The organism is Sporomusa sp. 246TCP1, assembly GCF_057319775.1.
The window spans coordinates 5,216,075-5,232,293 of sequence record NZ_CM170492.1; the positions used below are offsets into that span (position 1 = coordinate 5,216,075).

15 protein-coding genes are annotated in these 16,219 nt (G+C 48.7%); 12 read left to right on the forward strand and 3 right to left on the reverse strand.

Features of this window, described 5'->3' with window-relative positions:
• Positions 1-35: 35 nt before the first annotated feature.
• From AC1ECB_RS24630 to AC1ECB_RS24655, 6 genes are all read left to right on the forward strand, one after another.
• Positions 36-557, forward strand: coding sequence for a flavodoxin family protein (locus AC1ECB_RS24630; RefSeq protein WP_485666260.1), 522 nt, complete (start codon positions 36-38; stop codon positions 555-557).
• Positions 554-1,984, forward strand: a complete 1,431-nt coding sequence (hutW, locus tag AC1ECB_RS24635) for a heme anaerobic degradation radical SAM methyltransferase ChuW/HutW (protein WP_485666261.1) — start codon at positions 554-556, stop codon at positions 1,982-1,984. Before AC1ECB_RS24630 ends, hutW begins: the two co-directional genes overlap by 4 nt.
• Positions 1,985-2,182: 198 nt before the next feature.
• A complete protein-coding gene (locus tag AC1ECB_RS24640) occupies positions 2,183-3,145 on the forward strand; it encodes an ABC transporter substrate-binding protein (RefSeq protein WP_485666262.1) in 963 nt (320 codons plus the stop codon).
• A 93-nt stretch (positions 3,146-3,238) separates the two neighbouring features.
• Positions 3,239-5,167, forward strand: a complete 1,929-nt coding sequence (locus AC1ECB_RS24645; RefSeq protein ID WP_485666263.1) for a TonB-dependent receptor plug domain-containing protein — start codon at positions 3,239-3,241, stop codon at positions 5,165-5,167.
• Positions 5,168-5,171: 4 nt separating this feature from the next.
• Complete coding sequence (locus AC1ECB_RS24650) at positions 5,172-6,086, forward strand: ChaN family lipoprotein (RefSeq protein WP_485666264.1); 915 nt, start codon at positions 5,172-5,174, stop codon at positions 6,084-6,086.
• Between the two features lie 260 nt (positions 6,087-6,346).
• Complete coding sequence (locus AC1ECB_RS24655; RefSeq protein ID WP_485666265.1) at positions 6,347-7,165, forward strand: ZIP family metal transporter; 819 nt, start codon at positions 6,347-6,349, stop codon at positions 7,163-7,165.
• 100 nt (positions 7,166-7,265) lie between these two features.
• Here the strand turns inward: AC1ECB_RS24655 and AC1ECB_RS24660 are convergent, their stop codons facing one another.
• Complete coding sequence (locus tag AC1ECB_RS24660; RefSeq protein WP_485666266.1) at positions 7,266-7,511, reverse strand: hypothetical protein; 246 nt, start codon at positions 7,509-7,511, stop codon at positions 7,266-7,268.
• Positions 7,512-7,720: 209 nt separating this feature from the next.
• Between AC1ECB_RS24660 and AC1ECB_RS24665 the strand changes: the two genes are divergently transcribed.
• The 5 genes from AC1ECB_RS24665 (at position 7,721) to AC1ECB_RS24685 (ending at position 12,899) form a co-directional block, all read left to right on the forward strand.
• Positions 7,721-8,260, forward strand: coding sequence for a GNAT family N-acetyltransferase (locus tag AC1ECB_RS24665; protein WP_485666267.1), 540 nt, complete (start codon positions 7,721-7,723; stop codon positions 8,258-8,260).
• A gap of 114 nt (positions 8,261-8,374) precedes the next feature.
• Positions 8,375-8,572, forward strand: coding sequence for an H-type small acid-soluble spore protein (locus AC1ECB_RS24670; protein WP_485666268.1), 198 nt, complete (start codon positions 8,375-8,377; stop codon positions 8,570-8,572).
• 120 nt (positions 8,573-8,692) lie between these two features.
• The gene (gene cydD, locus AC1ECB_RS24675) at positions 8,693-10,429 is read left to right on the forward strand and encodes a thiol reductant ABC exporter subunit CydD (protein ID WP_485666269.1); all 1,737 of its coding nucleotides are present in this window, start codon (positions 8,693-8,695) and stop codon (positions 10,427-10,429) included.
• A complete protein-coding gene (gene cydC / locus AC1ECB_RS24680; protein WP_485666270.1) occupies positions 10,426-12,153 on the forward strand; it encodes a thiol reductant ABC exporter subunit CydC in 1,728 nt (575 codons plus the stop codon). Before cydD ends, cydC begins: the two co-directional genes overlap by 4 nt.
• A gap of 44 nt (positions 12,154-12,197) precedes the next feature.
• The gene (locus AC1ECB_RS24685) at positions 12,198-12,899 is read left to right on the forward strand and encodes a DUF2225 domain-containing protein (protein WP_485666271.1); all 702 of its coding nucleotides are present in this window, start codon (positions 12,198-12,200) and stop codon (positions 12,897-12,899) included.
• Positions 12,900-12,980: 81 nt separating this feature from the next.
• Here AC1ECB_RS24685 and AC1ECB_RS24690 read toward each other — a convergent pair whose 3' ends face one another.
• Together AC1ECB_RS24690 and larA are read right to left on the reverse strand one after the other, a co-directional pair.
• The gene (locus AC1ECB_RS24690) at positions 12,981-13,484 is read right to left on the reverse strand and encodes a flavin reductase family protein (protein ID WP_485666272.1); all 504 of its coding nucleotides are present in this window, start codon (positions 13,482-13,484) and stop codon (positions 12,981-12,983) included.
• Positions 13,485-13,529: 45 nt separating this feature from the next.
• Positions 13,530-14,789 carry a nickel-dependent lactate racemase gene (gene larA / locus AC1ECB_RS24695; protein WP_485666273.1) on the reverse strand — a complete coding sequence of 420 codons (1,260 nt, stop codon included), beginning with the start codon at positions 14,787-14,789 and terminating at the stop codon, positions 13,530-13,532.
• Positions 14,790-15,049: 260 nt separating this feature from the next.
• On the opposite strand from larA, the gene AC1ECB_RS24700 reads away from it, so the two are divergent.
• The gene (locus AC1ECB_RS24700; RefSeq protein ID WP_485666274.1) at positions 15,050-16,213 is read left to right on the forward strand and encodes a type III PLP-dependent enzyme; all 1,164 of its coding nucleotides are present in this window, start codon (positions 15,050-15,052) and stop codon (positions 16,211-16,213) included.
• Positions 16,214-16,219 lie beyond the last annotated feature (6 nt).

Here is a 16,219-nt window from a genome sequence, read left to right on the forward strand (position 1 = left end):
GCGGATACTCAAAAAAACGTTAAGGAGAGATTGTTATGAAAACACTTATTGTTTATTCAAGTCTGACGGGCAATACCCGGAAAGTGGCGGAAGCGGTACAAGAGGTTTTTGGCGAGGAAGCCGACATTTTCCCGGTAGAGGAGAAGCCGCCAGCAAACGGCTACGATTTGGTTGCCGTAGGTTTTTGGGTGGACCGGGGCATGGCAGATAAAAAAGCGCAGGAGTACATAACCGGCCTCTGCAATCAGAAGGTGGCCCTGTTCGCAACCCTGGGAGCGTACCCGGATTCAGAGCATGCCCGGCAGAGTATGGCCAATGCCGTCGCGCTTATAGATGACAGTAATAAGTTTATTGGTAGTTTTATCTGTCAGGGAAAAATTGACCCGAAGCTGGTGGAGCAATTTAAAAAGCTGCCTGAAGGTCACCCGCACGCGATAACCCCGGAACGCGCCGCCCGGCATCAGGAAGCGGCCAAGCACCCGGATGAAAACGATCTGGTCAACGCCAAAAGGGTATTTGCCGAATTCAGGCAGAATTTGCACGCAGGTGGTCTATGAGAAAGGCGCTCTATACCGGCCAGGGCAGAGGCGGCAGTTTACAGGCCATACTTGCTGTTATGGAACCGGAGTTGTATTCGCTGGTAGTTGGCTGCCAGACCGATCAGCCGCTCTACGAGGCGTTTCCGGCCAAACGTGTTCTCCACGGTGATATCCGGGGCGCCATGCTGGCAAAGGGGGAGTGGGTCCGCCGCTGGCAGTCGGTTTTACAACAGCCGGGGCTAAAAGAAAAACGCGCAGCCTATATTCATATCCCTTTTTGCCAAAGTAAATGCCTGTATTGCGGTTTCTTTCAAAATTATAGCCAGCTGGAACTGGAGAATGCCTATATTGACCGGCTGATTGCCGAACTCAAGCTGGGTGCCGGCAGTTCCTACCTGGCAGTTCCGGTTAATGCTGTATTTATCGGCGGGGGGACACCCAGTTCTCTTTCACCGGCTAACGCCGGTCGGCTGCTAAAAGCCATTCGTACTTATTTGCCGCTAACTAATGACTGTGAACTGACCTGGGAAAGCCGGGTCCATGACCTGGTGCCGGCTAAGATGGAGAGCTGGCTGGAAAATGGCGTCAACCGGGTATCGATTGGTGTACAATCTTTTAATACCAAAGTGCGGCAGGCCGCCGGCCGCCTGGATGACAGGGAAGACATACTGGAGCGGTTAGCGGCTTTATCAGGCTATAATCAGGCAACCGTGATCATTGATTTGATTTACGGGCTGCCGTACCAGACGCACCAGGTGTGGCTGGACGACATTGCGCTCTTAAAAACGGCGGCGGTGGACGGCTGGGATCTGTATCAACTGAATGTTTACGAAAACAGCGCACTAAAGAAAGAAATGGATGCCGGGCGCTTGCCCGCCGCAGCCAACGTCCGGGAAAAGGCGGAACTGTTTGCTGCAGCCCACCACGTACTGTCGGGGTGGCCTGTTGCTCAAATCAGCGTTTGTCACTGGGCAAAAACCAGCCGTGAGCGAAACATGTATAATATCATGGCCCAGCAAGGCCATACCATGCTTCCCTTTGGCGCCGGGGCGGGAGGGAAAGCCGGCGATTTTTCGATTATGCAGGAACGGGATGTAAAACGATATATGCAGCGCATCGACAGCGGGGAAAAACCCATTATTATGATGACGGCATCGCCGGCGTCGGCCAATTTGCATGATGCGGTTAAAAATCAAATTAAACTCGGTTATCTTGATATTAACCAGCTTGCGGCTGAATTTGATCCCCGCATCGGCGAACTGGAGGCGCTGCTGGCCTTGTGGGAGAAGAACGGTTTGGTAACCCGGGAAAGCGGAATTGTCCGCCTGACGGTTGCCGGACAATTCTGGTATGTGAATCTGATGCAATCTGTACTGGAATGTATCAATGCTCTCTTGCATGGCGTCTGGTCCTGGGAGATGCAACAAGGGGTGGTTCCGGGATAAAGCCAGGGAATAATAATTATTTAATTGACAATGATTATCATTATCATGTATACTAAGTAATGATAACGGCATCGACCAGATAATTGCAAATTAAGAGAGAGCCTAGAGCTCCGTTGCTAGCAAGTGAAGCACGGGGTTTTTGTATTTTCTAGGGATAGCCGCTTTTGCAAGAACAGGCTGAGTAAGGAGGTGTTGCGGATGGTTCATAAGTTAATCGGCGGTTTTATCATATTCTTTTTGCTTGTCGGCAGCCTCCTGGTATTTAACCAGGAAAGCAAGGGGGCGCTTAAGTCCGGCTCTTATATGACTGTGATCGACGGCGCCGGACGCCGGGTTGCTGTTCCAGAGCAGCCGCAGCGGGTCGTGGCTCTTAATGCCTCTAACATTGATTTGTATCTTGGGGCCGGCGGTAAACTTACCGGCCGGGCGGCAACCAATACGTTACCACCCGTTGTACGGGCGGCTGTAAAAGATGTGCCGACGGTCGGTTTGCCGCCGAACCCGAATCTGGAGCAGTTGGTTGCTTTGAAGCCGGATCTGGTGCTGGCGGCCAATATTCCTTTCCACCATGTGCTGGTGCCTGTTCTGGAAAAGGCAGGCATCCCCATTCTCCTGCAAACGCTGGACAGTTACCAACAGGTTTTGGATACGCTGGCGTTTTACGGAGAACTTACCGGGCAGCCGGACAAAGCGGCTGCCGAGATTGCGCGGATTGAAAACCGGTATAAGGCTGCTACTGTAAGCGCTAACGGCAAACCCGCGCCCCGGGTGCTCATTTTGTGGGGAACAACGGAAAGTTTTAATATGGGGCTGTCATCCAGTTTCGCCGGTGATTTGGTGAAACGACTGGGCGGCGTCAATGTTGCCGAAGCGGCTGAACATACCGCTGCGGCGGGCGGGTATGCGCCGCTAAGCCTGGAGTTTGTGGTCAAAGCCAGGCCGGAGGTCATTCTGTTTATTACGCACAGCTCTGACGAAAAGGTGGAGACCAAGTTCCGCAGCGAACTGGCCAGACAGCCTGCGTGGCAAGGCATCGAAGCAGTACGGCAAAACCGGGTGTATAAGCTGCCGTATCATTTATTTGCGGTAAATCCCGGTACGCAGGTTGGCGAAGCGGTTGCCGTGCTGGCCGGATTGTTATATCCGGACAGCCGGGAGTGAGACGGTTCAGGAGGGTTGAGACTGCAAAGGAGTGGGGCAATATGATAGGTAATTTAAAGTGGTTTTAAAATAGACTGAGAGGAGACTGTCAAAGTGAAAAGAAGTAAGTATCCGAAATTAAGAAAAGTTGCGCTAGTAAGCCTCGGTCTCATTTCGGCGCTGAGTTTGCCGGTACAGGCCGAAGAGGTCTTTGAACTTGACGAAATCGTGGTTACCGCTACCCGTACCGAGCAGAGTGTGAAGGAAACGCCGGCCAGCGTGCAAGTCATCTCCCGGAAAAATATCGAGACTATGGGGGCACAGAGTGTTGTTGCAGCGTTAAAGCTGGCCCTGAATCTGAATCTTAGCGAGGCCGGCATGACCGGCAATCAGGTCAGCCTGCGCGGGATGAATACCAATCAGTCACTGATTTTGATCGACGGACGGCGGCTGGCCGGCGAGGATACCGGCACGACGGCCAATGTATATGAATTGAACCGTATCAACATTAATAATGTCGAGCGGATTGAGATCGTGCGGGGGCCGGTCAGTTCGCTCTATGGCTCCGATGCGTTGGGCGGCGTTATCAATATTATTATGCGGAAGCCGGAAAAGCAGCAAAGCATTATCGGCCTTGCGAACAGCAGTCGGCAGCAGAATGCATCCTATCATTTCGATATGGGCAAGCAGGGCAAATGGGCCTGGTCCCTGGATACCCTTTTTACCGATATTAAAGAAGTAAATCGCTCCGACAGTACTAATATGTATGGGCCTCGCCAGTTCTACAATATCAGCGGGACCTATGATCTGGCCGCAGACAAGAAGCTGGATGTATTTTATGAACGGATGAGCGAACATCTGAAATCCGACTTTAGCGACGACAACAGCCGTGACTATTACGACAATACAAGAAATTCGTACGGGGTAACCCTGCGGGGACAGAACGACCGGGGCAATTATGAATTGCGAACATACTATAATGAGCTGGAAAAAAATAATGATACCGTGCTGGCATCCGGTACCTACAGCGATTTTGACCGAGCCAAGTATAATACCTGGGTTATTGACGGGAAAAATACAACCAGGTTAAATGATAAGCATGTACTGACTTATGGCGGTGAATACCGCTCCAACGAATATCGGGGCACCCGGCTGGAAGATAACGGGGACGCTGCTTCGGTCATAACCGAGCACGGCATCAGTAAAGCAATATCGGAAAAAAGGGTGGAGTATCAGGCTGCTTACGTTCAGGACGAGTGGAAGCTGAGCGATAAACTGCTGCTCATTCCTTCACTGCGGTATGATGACAGCGACAAATTTGAGGATAGTTTAAGCCCGAAGCTGGGAATGACCTATAAGGTCGCCAGCAATTTCCGGCTGAAGACAAATTTCGGCAAAGGGTTTAAAGCGCCCAGCATCAGCGAGTTATATATGAAAATGACCCACCGGCCTATCCCGGCGATGACGGTAATTGTTTCTGGCAATCCGAATTTAAAACCGGAAAAATCAACGAGCTATGACATTAGTCTGGAAGGGGAAAGCGGCGCTAACTTTGGGAAAGTGACTTATTTTGACAATGATGTTAATGATCTCATTGATACACAGACTACGCGGGCGGGAATGGTCTACACCTCCAAGTATGTAAATGTCGATAAGGCGAAGATTAAAGGGTGGGAGTTGGAAGGCGGACGGCATCTTTCGGACCGGTTTACCTTGAAAACGGCCTATACACATTTGGATGCCCGCAATGCAAAAACCAATGAGTTTTTAGACAGCCGGGCCAAGAACCGGTATTCTGTCCAATTGCATTACGACGATTCGCAAAATTCCGGGGTGAGCAGCATCCTCTGGCAGGAGTGGGTGCGTGATTACCGCTACAGCGATGTCGACTATAGTTATAATACATTGAATTTTACAATCAATAAAAAATGGAACGAGTGCTATAGCACCTACTTTGGCGTTGATAATATTCTGGACAAGAAAATTGATGAGCTTGTCTTGGAAGGACGTCTGTGGCGGTTTGGCATGAATTATACATTCTAATGATATGAAAATTTTACTTAAATCGTTTTGTCTGCTGGGTATTCTTTTCCTGCTGTTTTCAGGCAGCTTAGCGCGGGCCAACGAGCCGGAGCCTGTTCTTTTGTATGATACTGTCTCTGGGCGTCAGGTATCGCTTGCCGAACTGGGGGAACGTCTTGCCGGCTATGATGTTGTACTGTTTGGCGAATATCATGATGATAACCGGCTCCACCACCTGGAAGCGGCGGTATTGGCTTCGGCTTGCGCCCGGAATCCGCAGATGACTGTTTCCCTGGAGATGTTCGAACAGGATATCCAGCCGGAACTTGACCGTTACCTGGCCGGCGAGATTACTGAAACTGCTTTTCTGGTTAGCGCGCGTCCCTGGAACAACTATTCAAGTGCTTACCGGCCGTTGGTTGAACTGGCGAAAGAGAAGGGGTTGGGAGTTATTGCCGCCAATATTCCGCGCAGCGTGGCCGCACAGTATGCCAGACAGGGTTCGCTGGACGGCGTTTCTGAATCAATGCGGCCATATTTGCCGGCTGTTCACCTTTATCCGGACGGTGAATACAAGCAACGCTTTTTTACCCAGCTGCAGGCGATGCCGGCCAAAAACAGCGGGATGAAAGTGGCGCCGGAAAAGATGGAAGCTTTTTACCGGGCCCAGTGCCTAAAAGACGATGCCATGGTGGAAAGCATCGTCAGGTACTGCCGGCAGAATCCGGGCAGGAAGGTTATTCATTATCAGGGCGATTTTCACAGCCGCTTCCGCCTGGGGGTTGCTGAAAAACTGCAGGCACTCGAACCGGCATTAAAAATCCTGGTTATCGCACCTGCCTATGTCGATGAGTTTACTGATTTGCCGGTTAAGGTCAAGCGCTTGCAGGCAGACGGTGATATCATAGCTTTCTTGCCGTCTCCACCAGATAAAATATAAGTTTAAAAAGTCGTATTTGTTGTCAGATACGGCTTTTTGGCTATATATCAAAGGACATACTCTAGTTCTATCCGTTTTTAAACCGGATTTTTTGTTTATCCGTTCCCTTTTCCCATTTTCCCCCGGCAGTGATCGTGCTATCATAAATTTGACACTCAGGTAATTTCGGAGGTTGGCCTGAGACAGGAAACTGGAACAAGCCATATAAACAAGGCGTGTAGAGGAAGAAAATAAACTTATGGATGGGGGCATATGAACTGATGGAATGGTTAGCTTCATTTTTTCCTGTGGTTCAGGCTGTGTTTGCAACTCTATTTACGTGGGGGGTAACCGCTTTAGGAGCCGGGTTGGTTTTTTTCTTTAAATCAATTAACAAAACAGTATTAAATGGCATGCTTGGATTTGCTGCCGGAGTTATGATTGCAGCAAGCTTTTGGTCTCTGCTGGCTCCTGCTATTGAAATGGCCGAGGATTTGGGACAATTGGCCTGGCTTACCGCTGCAGTCGGTTTTTTAGCGGGTGGTGCTTTTTTATGGGCTGTGGATGTGACTTTACCGCATTTGCACATGGGGCTTGAGCGGGATCAGGCAGAAGGGATAAAGACAGGATGGCAGCGAAGCGTACTTTTGGTGCTGGCAATTACTCTTCATAATATACCGGAAGGTTTGGCCGTGGGCGTTGCTTTTGGCGCTGCCGCATTTGATTTACCCTCAGCTTCACTGGCGGGCGCTACTGCACTGGCCCTTGGAATTGGCCTGCAAAATTTTCCGGAAGGTGCTGCTGTCTCGATTCCACTGCGAAGAGAGGGCTTTAGCCGGACAAAAGCCTTTTTATACGGACAGGCGTCAGGTATTGTTGAGCCGATTGCCGGTTTTTTGGGCGCATTCGCAGTTATTTCAATGCGGTCAATTTTGCCATATGCATTGGCTTTTGCTGCCGGCGCAATGATTTATGTTGTTGTAGAAGAATTAATTCCTGAAGCACAAAATAACGCAGGCGGGAATTCTACCAATGTGGCGACGATTGGATGTATGGTGGGATTTGCCGTTATGATGATTTTGGATGTTGCGTTGGGGTGATAGGTCAGGAAGTATATTCCTGCCTTTTAGCTAAGCGGGAGTTTACTTACATTAAGTATTAGATCTGACAGGTGATTTAAGAGTACCATTGGAATATATCTCACAATTCAATCTCTACCATACTTTCTGGCGCGGAGTTTATCTTGTTAACAAGGTTACCCCATTCAGCATGCGAAAGAAATGCCTGGCCAGGGTCCACAACGTAAGCCGGTACCCGGAAATTAACTGTGTTTCCAAAGCTGGCCACAGATAAGACCCCGCCATAGGCAGCAAGAGTAATGCGATCAAAATCAATGATAGGAAGAGCTTGGTTCAAGAAAAAACGTTTATTGATTACTACTTTCAATGGTATGACCTCCTTTTAAATCAACACGCTACTAACTGCCGGCGTTTACTTTTTTATGATAATATTAGATAATAAGGAATACTATAGACTATCGGTATTATCAGTATAGGAGGCCAGTAGGGACTCGCTAATTCCCAGCGCTGTATTCTTTGCTGTACAATGATAGAAAAGTGAAAACGAAGGGCGTTGGTAGTGTGGAGTGTGGTTGTGTGCTTCAAGGTAAGAGAGTTTGTCTTAGGACAGTACGCGAATCTGATCTTGAGTTAATTTATAGATTGATGACTGATGTATCGCAAAAGGGTGAATATTGGTTAATTGATATTCCGGCCGAACCGGCATTTCGACGAGGATTTGCCGATAGAGGTTTTTGGCATGAACACTTTGGCCGATTGCTTATTACTGATCATCAAGATGAGGGGAGAGTTGTCGGCGAAATTATCTATTATCGCAATGCCGATTACCGGGCTGGTTATGAGGTTGGGTACCAGATTTTCCGGCGCGCTGACAGAGGAAAAGGCTATATGTCTGAGGCTTTGTCGTTGTTTTCCGCGTTTTTATTTGAGTCTAAACCTATTCCCCGGCTACAACTTACGGTAGTTGTTGGTAATGAATCCAGCCGCAAGGTGGCCGAAAAATGCGGTTACCGTTATGAGGGGACGCTGCGTAAGGCGGCTTTTCTCGCAGGTAAGTATGTTGATCTTGAACTCTTTGGGCTGCTCCCGGACGAATGTCCGCCGCTGCGGTTATAAGGTATGAGTTGGCATTAAATGTATGCTAAGGGTGCTGCGTCAGCCGTACTTGGCAAAGCTGGAATACTATGTGGCCGTTTTGTGAAATACTACTTGTAAAAAGGAGTGGTGTTCATGGATGCGAGTCGTGCCGAACAAATTATGAAATCATCAGATATTATTGGTGTGATGTACCGTAATAATTATGTCTGGATTGAAGATGTTGATAAAGGCCGGAATACGGCGCATGTAACCTACCTGGAAGAGCATAATACGATCCATGTCGGGATTGACCAGCTTGAGGAAACAGGACCGATAAAACAATTGCACTAAAAAGAAGCTGTAGCAGTAGAAGTTTGCTAATGAGCAGGAATTGGGCTTCTATTTGTAGTATTCTAAGTAACAAGCTAACCGCCATATGCTGGCGGTTTTATTTATAGGCAGGTGATAACATTGCTTGATAAGCAGTTAGTCCAAGAAGCGGTAAAACAGCGCTGGTTGCTGGCTGTTGTTACTATTCTTGGCGCCGGCGGTGGGGTACTGGTGGTTAGTCAGGCCTATTATCTTACGCAGGTCATTGATCAGATATTTTTAGGTAAACAGGAGTTAGGCGTTGTTGCGCCTGTTTTATGGTTGCTGGCAGGTTTGGCGCTATTGCGGGCAATCGTTGTGTATGGCGAAGGGGTATTATCTTTTTTGCTGGCAGCAGAGATAAAAACAGCTCTCAGGCAGCGTCTGGTCAGTCATGTATTGGCGTTGGGGCCGGTGACAATGGCGCAGCAGCCTGCAGGCGAATTGATCAATATTATCAGTGAGGGTGTAGAAAACCTTGACGCGTATTTTTCAAAATATTTACCACAGCTGTTAAAGGCGGTTATTATTCCCGTATTTATTCTAATGGTGGTGGGGCCTCTTGATAGTACTACCGCTGTTATTATGGTTGTGACTGCGCCCTTAATTCCAGTTTTCATGATTCTGATTGGCAAGCTGGCAGAGAAGCGGAATCGCAGACAATGGGAGACGCTCAATAATCTGAGTGCACATTTTTTAGACGTCCTGGCGGGATTAACTACACTAAAGCTGTTTGGCCGGAGCCGGGAACAGCTGGCAATCATTGCCCGGGTCAGTAATGAGTTTCGTGATACTACCATGGAAGTGCTCAAGGTAGCTTTTCTATCAGCTTTGTCTCTGGAATTATTAGCTACCATTAGCACTGCTTTGGTAGCGGTGACTGTTGGTCTCCGCCTCTTATATGGGGAGGTTACCTTTGCGCAAGCTTTGTTTGTGCTGCTATTAGCGCCTGAATATTATTTGCCGCTGCGCATACTAGGCAGTCAGTTTCACGCCGGCATGGACGGGAAAGCGGCAGCGGCTGATATTTTCGGGTTACTGGCACTGCAAGGGCCGGTAATGGCAAGTGGTGCAGTACCTTTGGCGCGGCAGCAACAGATTGGACTGGAATTCAGGGAGGTTTATGCTGAGTATCAACAAGGGGAGCGGCCTGCTTTGGCGGGGGTCTCTTTTACGCTAAAGGCCGGTCAGCACTTGGCTGTCGTGGGACCAAGCGGGGCGGGTAAAAGTACGCTGGCAGCCTTGCTGCTAAATTTCCTGGCGCCGAAGGCTGGGGAAATTTTGGTAAATGGCCTGGTGTTGCGTACGTTATGTGCGAGTGACTGGTTGCAGCAGGTGGCCTTTGTCCCTCAGCGACCGCATTTATTTCAAGGCTCGGCAGCTGACAATATTCGGCTGGCACGACCGGACGCATCGCTTGCTGAGGTAGTAGCAGCTGCCAAAGCGGCAGGGGCGCATGACTTTATTATGCGTTTGCCCAGTGGTTATGATACATTGGTAGGCGAAGGCGGCCAGGGAATAAGCGGTGGTGAGCGCCAACGTATGGCGATTGCCAGGGCTTTTTTGCAGAATGCGCCGCTGGTTATCTTAGATGAAGCGGCCAAAGGCCTTGATGTCAAATCCCAGGTCGCTTTGGATACGGCGTTCTCAAGACTGCTTGCCGGGCGGACAGCGATTATTATTGCGCACCGGATAACCACTGTGTGCCAGGCAGATAAGATTATGGTCTTGAATGCGGGACAGATTGCCGAGACTGGAACGCATGCAGAGTTACTGGAGAAAAACGGAATATACAGTCGGTTAGTGGCAGCTTCTCAATCCAGGGAGGTGGCGATATGACTAAGCTGCTGGCAGGCAAGCGGGAGACTATCATCATGGCTGCTGCAGCCTGTATCCTTGGTAGTTTTACGATTTATGCCAATGTTGGATTGTTAGCGGCTTCGGCCTGGTTAATCTCAGCCGCTGCGCTACATCCGTCGGTAACTGAATTAGCGGTAGCTATTGTAGGGGTGCGGTTCTTTGGATTGGCGCGGGCTATTTGCCGCTATGGGGAGAGGTATGTAAGCCATGAGGTTACCTTCCGCTTGTTGGCTGAAATCAGGATCTGGCTGTATAGCCGGATTGAGCCGCTGGCACCAAGTGGGTTGGCCCGATTTGCCACAGGCGATATTTTTAGCCGCTTGGTAGCTGATGTGGAGACCTTGAAGTTCTTTTATTTGCGAGGCGTGTTTCCGGTAGTGATTGTCGTGTTAGTGGTTATAGCGACGATGGTGTTAGTAGCGTGGCTGGCACCCTGGCTGGCGTGGGCGGTGCTTGGTTTGATTGTCCTGACAGGGTTTATTTTGCCGATACTCCTTCATTGGCTGGGGTATAAGGCCGGTCAAATAGTTGTTGCCGCCAGAGCCGGCTTTAACGAGGTATTAGCTGACAGTATTGACGGCCTTACCGAATTGGCAGCTATGGGGCAGGCCAAAGCACAGGCAGGCAAGGTTGCTGCGGCCGCCGCAACCTTGCGGTCTGGCCAAAAAAAAGCCAATGCGGTGATGGCATTGGCTGAGGCTATAGGTGGAATGGGTGTAAATCTAACTGTCCTTATTGTAATTATGCTGGCTGCACCACTTGTCGGGGCCGGGCAACTTGATGGCGTTTATCTGGCTGTTGTGGCGCTGGCGGTGCAAGCCAGCTTTGAGGCTATTTTTCCCTTGCCGGCAGTAGTCTATTATTTGCAGGAAAGTGCGGCAGCTGTGGCGCGTCTGCAAGATATTACCTGTAAAGGGGCATCTGCTCTTGCTAGAGGCGCCCGTATTGCTCCGTGCGGGCCGCTGACGCTGACGGCAGATAAGCTGTCGTTTTCTTACCGGCCGGAGCAGCCGCCGGTGTTGTCAGACATAGCCTTTAGCCTGTCGCCTGGCAAGCGACTGGCGGTGGTAGGTGCAAGTGGGGCCGGGAAAAGTACGTTGGCCGGACTTATTTTGCGGTTTTTGGATTATAATCAGGGATCGCTCTTATTAAATGGTTCTGATATTAGGGAATATGATTCTGAGGCGGTTCGCCGGCTGGTTAGCGTAGTGAGTCAGGATACCTATTTGTTTAATGCAACTATAAGGGATAATATTCTTTTGGCTAACCCGGAGGCGACGCCGGACGAGTTTGCGTCCGCCCTTGAAGGGGCTTTGCTCAGCGACTTTATCGCCCTATTGCCTCACGGTCTGGATACCCGGACAGGGCAAAACGGACTAGCTCTATCTGGTGGCGAACGCCAGCGTATTGCCCTAGCCCGGGCGTTACTCAAGACTGCGTCCATATGGCTTTTAGATGAGCCAACCGCCGGGCTTGATGCTGAAGCCGAGCAGATGGTGATGCAGCATATTTTGCAGGCAGCAGGCAGCCGTTCGGTGTTTCTGATAACGCACCGGCTGTTAGGGTTAGAGGTCATGGATGAGATCCTTGTGATTGACAATGGCAAAATCGTCGAACAGGGGACCTGGCAGCAGTTGCTGGCTGGTAGAGGCTTATTTTATCAGATGTGGACCCTGCAACAAGATACACTAAATAGTGCTTGAGGTAGCTTCCCTATTATGGTAAGGTATATAGTGGAGGCGATACTATGACAGAGCCGACCTATTCGGTGGAAAAAGAGTGTCCAGTGTGTCAACAGAAATTTAACGTTACCCGTACACGCGGCAGACAGATCCTAGTGAAACAGGACAGTGATTTTTGTTCGTACTTTCGAGATATAAATCCGTACTATTATACAATTTGGGTGTGTCCTCATTGCGGTTATGCGGCTACTGATACTTATTTTGCAGAGTTATCAGTGGCCGCTAAAGATAAGATTGCCAAATTTTTGGCAAACAGAGCGGTAAATGTAAATTACAGCGGCAACCGTACCCGTGAGCAGGCTATAGCGACGTATAAGTTAGCTATTTTTTTTGCTGAACTTACCGCGACTCCGGCCAGCAAACTGGCAGACTTGTATCTTAAGCTCAGTTGGTTGTACCGGGAAGGAGAAGATGAAGAAGACGAAAAATCCGCCCTCGCGATTGCCTGTGAACAGTATGAACAAGCGTTATTTCGCGAACGGTTGCCTATCGGTACATTGAGTGAAGCGGCGGTCAGCTATTTAATTGGTGAGTTGGCACGGCGGACTGATCAAATAGAAAAAGCCTTATTATATTTGGGTAAGGTTGTCGGCAATCCGGCAGCCAAGCTGGAACCGAGGGTATTTAAACTGGCAAGAGATGCCTGGCATGCGGCCAGAGCCACCCGGGATGGGAAAAAGGTACCGGCAGAAGCGGTGGCTGATTAACGCCACCGGACACAATACAGATAAAAGCGCTGCCGGTAGTGACCGCCAGCGCTAATTTTTTAATAGCTATTCCTAATTTTCTTACTCAATTTTATAGGCAGCGACAATTTCACCAAAATACAGGGTGTGGTAGTCGCCATCGGCATAGCAGGAGTTCTTGGTGGTTGAATCCAGGTTCGCTGGTGTCATGGTCTCTTTGTATAATACCTTACATTCCAGCTGCAGGCCGGGAGCGGCAATAACCGGGGTAGATATAGACTGGCCGGCAGCGAGGGTAAGCTTGGCAGCGGCAATTTTGTCCAGGTCACGGCCTGATTTGGAGCCGCACAGTGCCAGCGCTTCTTTCATGTCTGCCAGTGGCAGGGTAATAGTGAACTCGTTGCTTTGTTCGACAAGTTCTTTAGTATAACGTGATTGGCGTACCATAGCGGTAAATACCGGTTTACGCCACATAATGCCGACACTGCCCCAGCCAATTGTCATAGTGTTGGTTTTACCGCCATAGGCAGTTGTCATAAAGGCATTTTGGGGCATAAGTTTAGCGGTCTCGGCGGAAAATTGTTCATAGGTAAGTTGGTTTGTCATAATTGGTCCCCCTTGTTGATATCATAATGTTGGCAATAAATAGCCTTATCTTATATAAGGAATTGATAGTGGTCCTTGTGGCAGTACTGCCATATTGGCTCCAGGTTTCTTTGCTAATAGTTGGGTTATGGCACCGCACGGGTTAGCAACCGGAATAAGCTTGGCGGCTTTTACGATTTGTTCCTCAAGCGAGGAGTATAGATAACAGTCGGCTTTCTGCTGAATCATAGCCTGCGCCTGAACCTGCCACTGGTCAAATACTCTAAATTCAGGTGTGTTAATCATCGCTAACAGTTCCTGTGGCGTTGCTTTCATTGTAAGGATTTTACCATAGTTGCCATGAGCAGGTACACCGTCTGAGCATTCTGAGCAAGTTAAGATAGCACCACCTTGTTTGACGATTTGAGCGGCAGCGCTCATGCCCTTAACGGTTTGATAGAGGTTCTGGTCAAGCGGATAGCCAGAGTTGGTGGTAATTACAATGTCAAAAGGCTGGTCAACAGGAAACATGGCATGGTCTTTAACAAAAGCGCAGCCGGCACGATGAGCGCTAAGCAGTTCGCCGGCGAATACGTCCGTGATTTCTTTTTGACCGTTGAGTGTGACATTAAGCATAAAGTCTGGTTTGGCCATCAGACAGTTTTGGGTAGCTGCATCCTGGACAATATTACCATCGATGATTCCCCAGGTACTATTGCTGTGTCCAATCATTTGTGCGTTGTGAAAGTCCTGAATGGTAGATATACCGGCAATGCCGGGGCAGATACCCTTGGGGCCACCGGAGAAACCGGCAAAAAAATGGGGTTCAATAAAGCCTGTGACGATTTTAAAAGTACAGTTAACATAGGTTTTATTAAGGTAGACATCAGATCCATAGCTGTTTTTTCCCACCAGCACGAGTTCCTCAGGGTCAAAGGCATTGTGGTTAATAATACGGACAGTATCGACAACTTCCTGGCCAAGCATTTGAACAAGCTCCTGATCGGTATTGGCACGATGACTGCCTAAGCCGTTAATAATGACAAAGTTTTCTTTGGGAACATGAGCTAGTTCTTCCAAGAGCCAGGGGACAAGCTTATGATTGGGTGTGGGGCGGGTCAGGTCTGAGATGACAATGGCGATAGTATCAGATGCTGTAACTATGTCTTTGAGGGGTGGTGTTCCAAATGGTTGGCGCAAGGCTTTTTGTACAGCTGCTTTGTCAGCGTTCAGGCCGTCCAGATGCCGGGGTTCAATAATTACTGCCCGGTCAGGAACCATGATAGAGAGTGTGTCTTTCCCATAAGCCAGAGATACATGTTTCATACTGATACCTGCCTTTCGTTTGTAGGTATATATACATTTTATCCTGAATTTATTGGAACCTCAATAGTTTTGCCAATATTGACCTAAAAGAATCAAGCTATGAGGATAAAATATCTCATGATTAAGAAGTGATTTTCCCGTGTATCCTATAGCGGTACGCGGGTTTTGTTTTTATAAAAAATTTGCTTGCACTTTGGGTCAATTATGTTACAATCATATAGTACTTTTCAAAAAAAGCAGGTAAAAAGGAGCGATGATAAGTGAAATATTTTAGGTTATCCCAGGACGCTGTCAAGGCACTGGCTGATACCTACAGCACTCCCTTGTTGGTGCTGTCTTTAGAACAAATTGAATTAAATTACAAGCTACTGGCTGAGAATATGCCAGATGTTAAAATATATTACGCCATCAAGGCCAATCCGGATGAACGAATTATTCGGAAGCTTGACACGCTTGGTGGTTATTTCGACGTCGCGTCTGACGGGGAGATGCGTATGTTGAATCAGTTAGGGATTGACTCTGACCGCATGGTGTATGCTAATCCGGTGAAAACAAACAGCGGCTTGAAAGTTGCGCATGATGTTGGGGTGCATAAATTTACTTTTGACAGTGAAAGTGAAATTGAAAAAATGGCAACAGTTACTCCCGGCGGCACTGTTTTGCTGCGCATCCGGGTGGACAACCCGCATGCATTGGTTGATCTTAATAAAAAATTTGGCGTTCATCCGGATGAGGCGCTGGAGCTTTTGACCAAAGCGAAGGTGGCCGGACTTGATGTGGCCGGGTTGTGTTTCCATGTGGGCAGCCAGTCAACAAGCAGTGAAGCCTACCTTGCTGCGCTCAAAAGTTGCCGTAAACTTTTTGATGCAGCTAAAGGAGTAGGTATGCATCTTCATATTATTGACATTGGCGGTGGTTTTCCTATTCCCACGTTGACCGAAGAGCCTGATGTGGCGCAAATGGCAGCCGCTATTTATAAAGTTATTAGACAATATTTCCCTGATACTGAGATTTGGGCGGAACCAGGCCGGTATATCTGTGGTACGGCGGTTAATCTGATTACCCAGGTTATTGGCACCAAAGTGCGCAATAACCAGCAATGGTACTTCCTGGATGATGGTTTGTATGGGACTTTTTCAGGCGTTATCTTTGATCACTGGGATTTTGAACTGGAGACCTTTAAAACTGGTAAAACGATTCCGGCCACCTTTGCCGGTCCAAGCTGCGATTCGCTGGACATTATGTTCCGGGATAAACATACTGTGCCGATGGAGATTGGCGACTTGATTCTGGTGCCTAACTGCGGGGCTTATACATCGGCATCGGCAACTGTATTCAATGGCTTTGCCAAAACGCAAATTGTTGTGTGGGAAGAAGTATATAAAGCAATTCAGGCCAAGCTTGAGTTAGCTACTGCGGGTTAATGAGAT

Excerpts from the sequence above, each read along its gene's own strand:
- AC1ECB_RS24630 (WP_485666260.1), top strand. The coding sequence starts at position 36 with ATGAAAACACTTATTGTTTATTCAAGTCTGACGGGCAATACCCGGAAA.
- hutW (WP_485666261.1), top strand. The coding sequence starts at position 554 with ATGAGAAAGGCGCTCTATACCGGCCAGGGCAGAGGCGGCAGTTTACAG.
- AC1ECB_RS24640 (WP_485666262.1), top strand. The coding sequence starts at position 2,183 with ATGGTTCATAAGTTAATCGGCGGTTTTATCATATTCTTTTTGCTTGTC.
- AC1ECB_RS24650 (WP_485666264.1), top strand. The coding sequence starts at position 5,172 with ATGAAAATTTTACTTAAATCGTTTTGTCTGCTGGGTATTCTTTTCCTG.
- AC1ECB_RS24655 (WP_485666265.1), top strand. The coding sequence starts at position 6,347 with ATGGAATGGTTAGCTTCATTTTTTCCTGTGGTTCAGGCTGTGTTTGCA.
- AC1ECB_RS24670 (WP_485666268.1), top strand. The coding sequence starts at position 8,375 with ATGGATGCGAGTCGTGCCGAACAAATTATGAAATCATCAGATATTATT.
- cydC (WP_485666270.1), top strand. The coding sequence starts at position 10,426 with ATGACTAAGCTGCTGGCAGGCAAGCGGGAGACTATCATCATGGCTGCT.
- AC1ECB_RS24685 (WP_485666271.1), top strand. The coding sequence starts at position 12,198 with ATGACAGAGCCGACCTATTCGGTGGAAAAAGAGTGTCCAGTGTGTCAA.
- AC1ECB_RS24690 (WP_485666272.1), bottom strand. The coding sequence starts at position 13,484 with ATGACAAACCAACTTACCTATGAACAATTTTCCGCCGAGACCGCTAAA.
- larA (WP_485666273.1), bottom strand. The coding sequence starts at position 14,789 with ATGAAACATGTATCTCTGGCTTATGGGAAAGACACACTCTCTATCATG.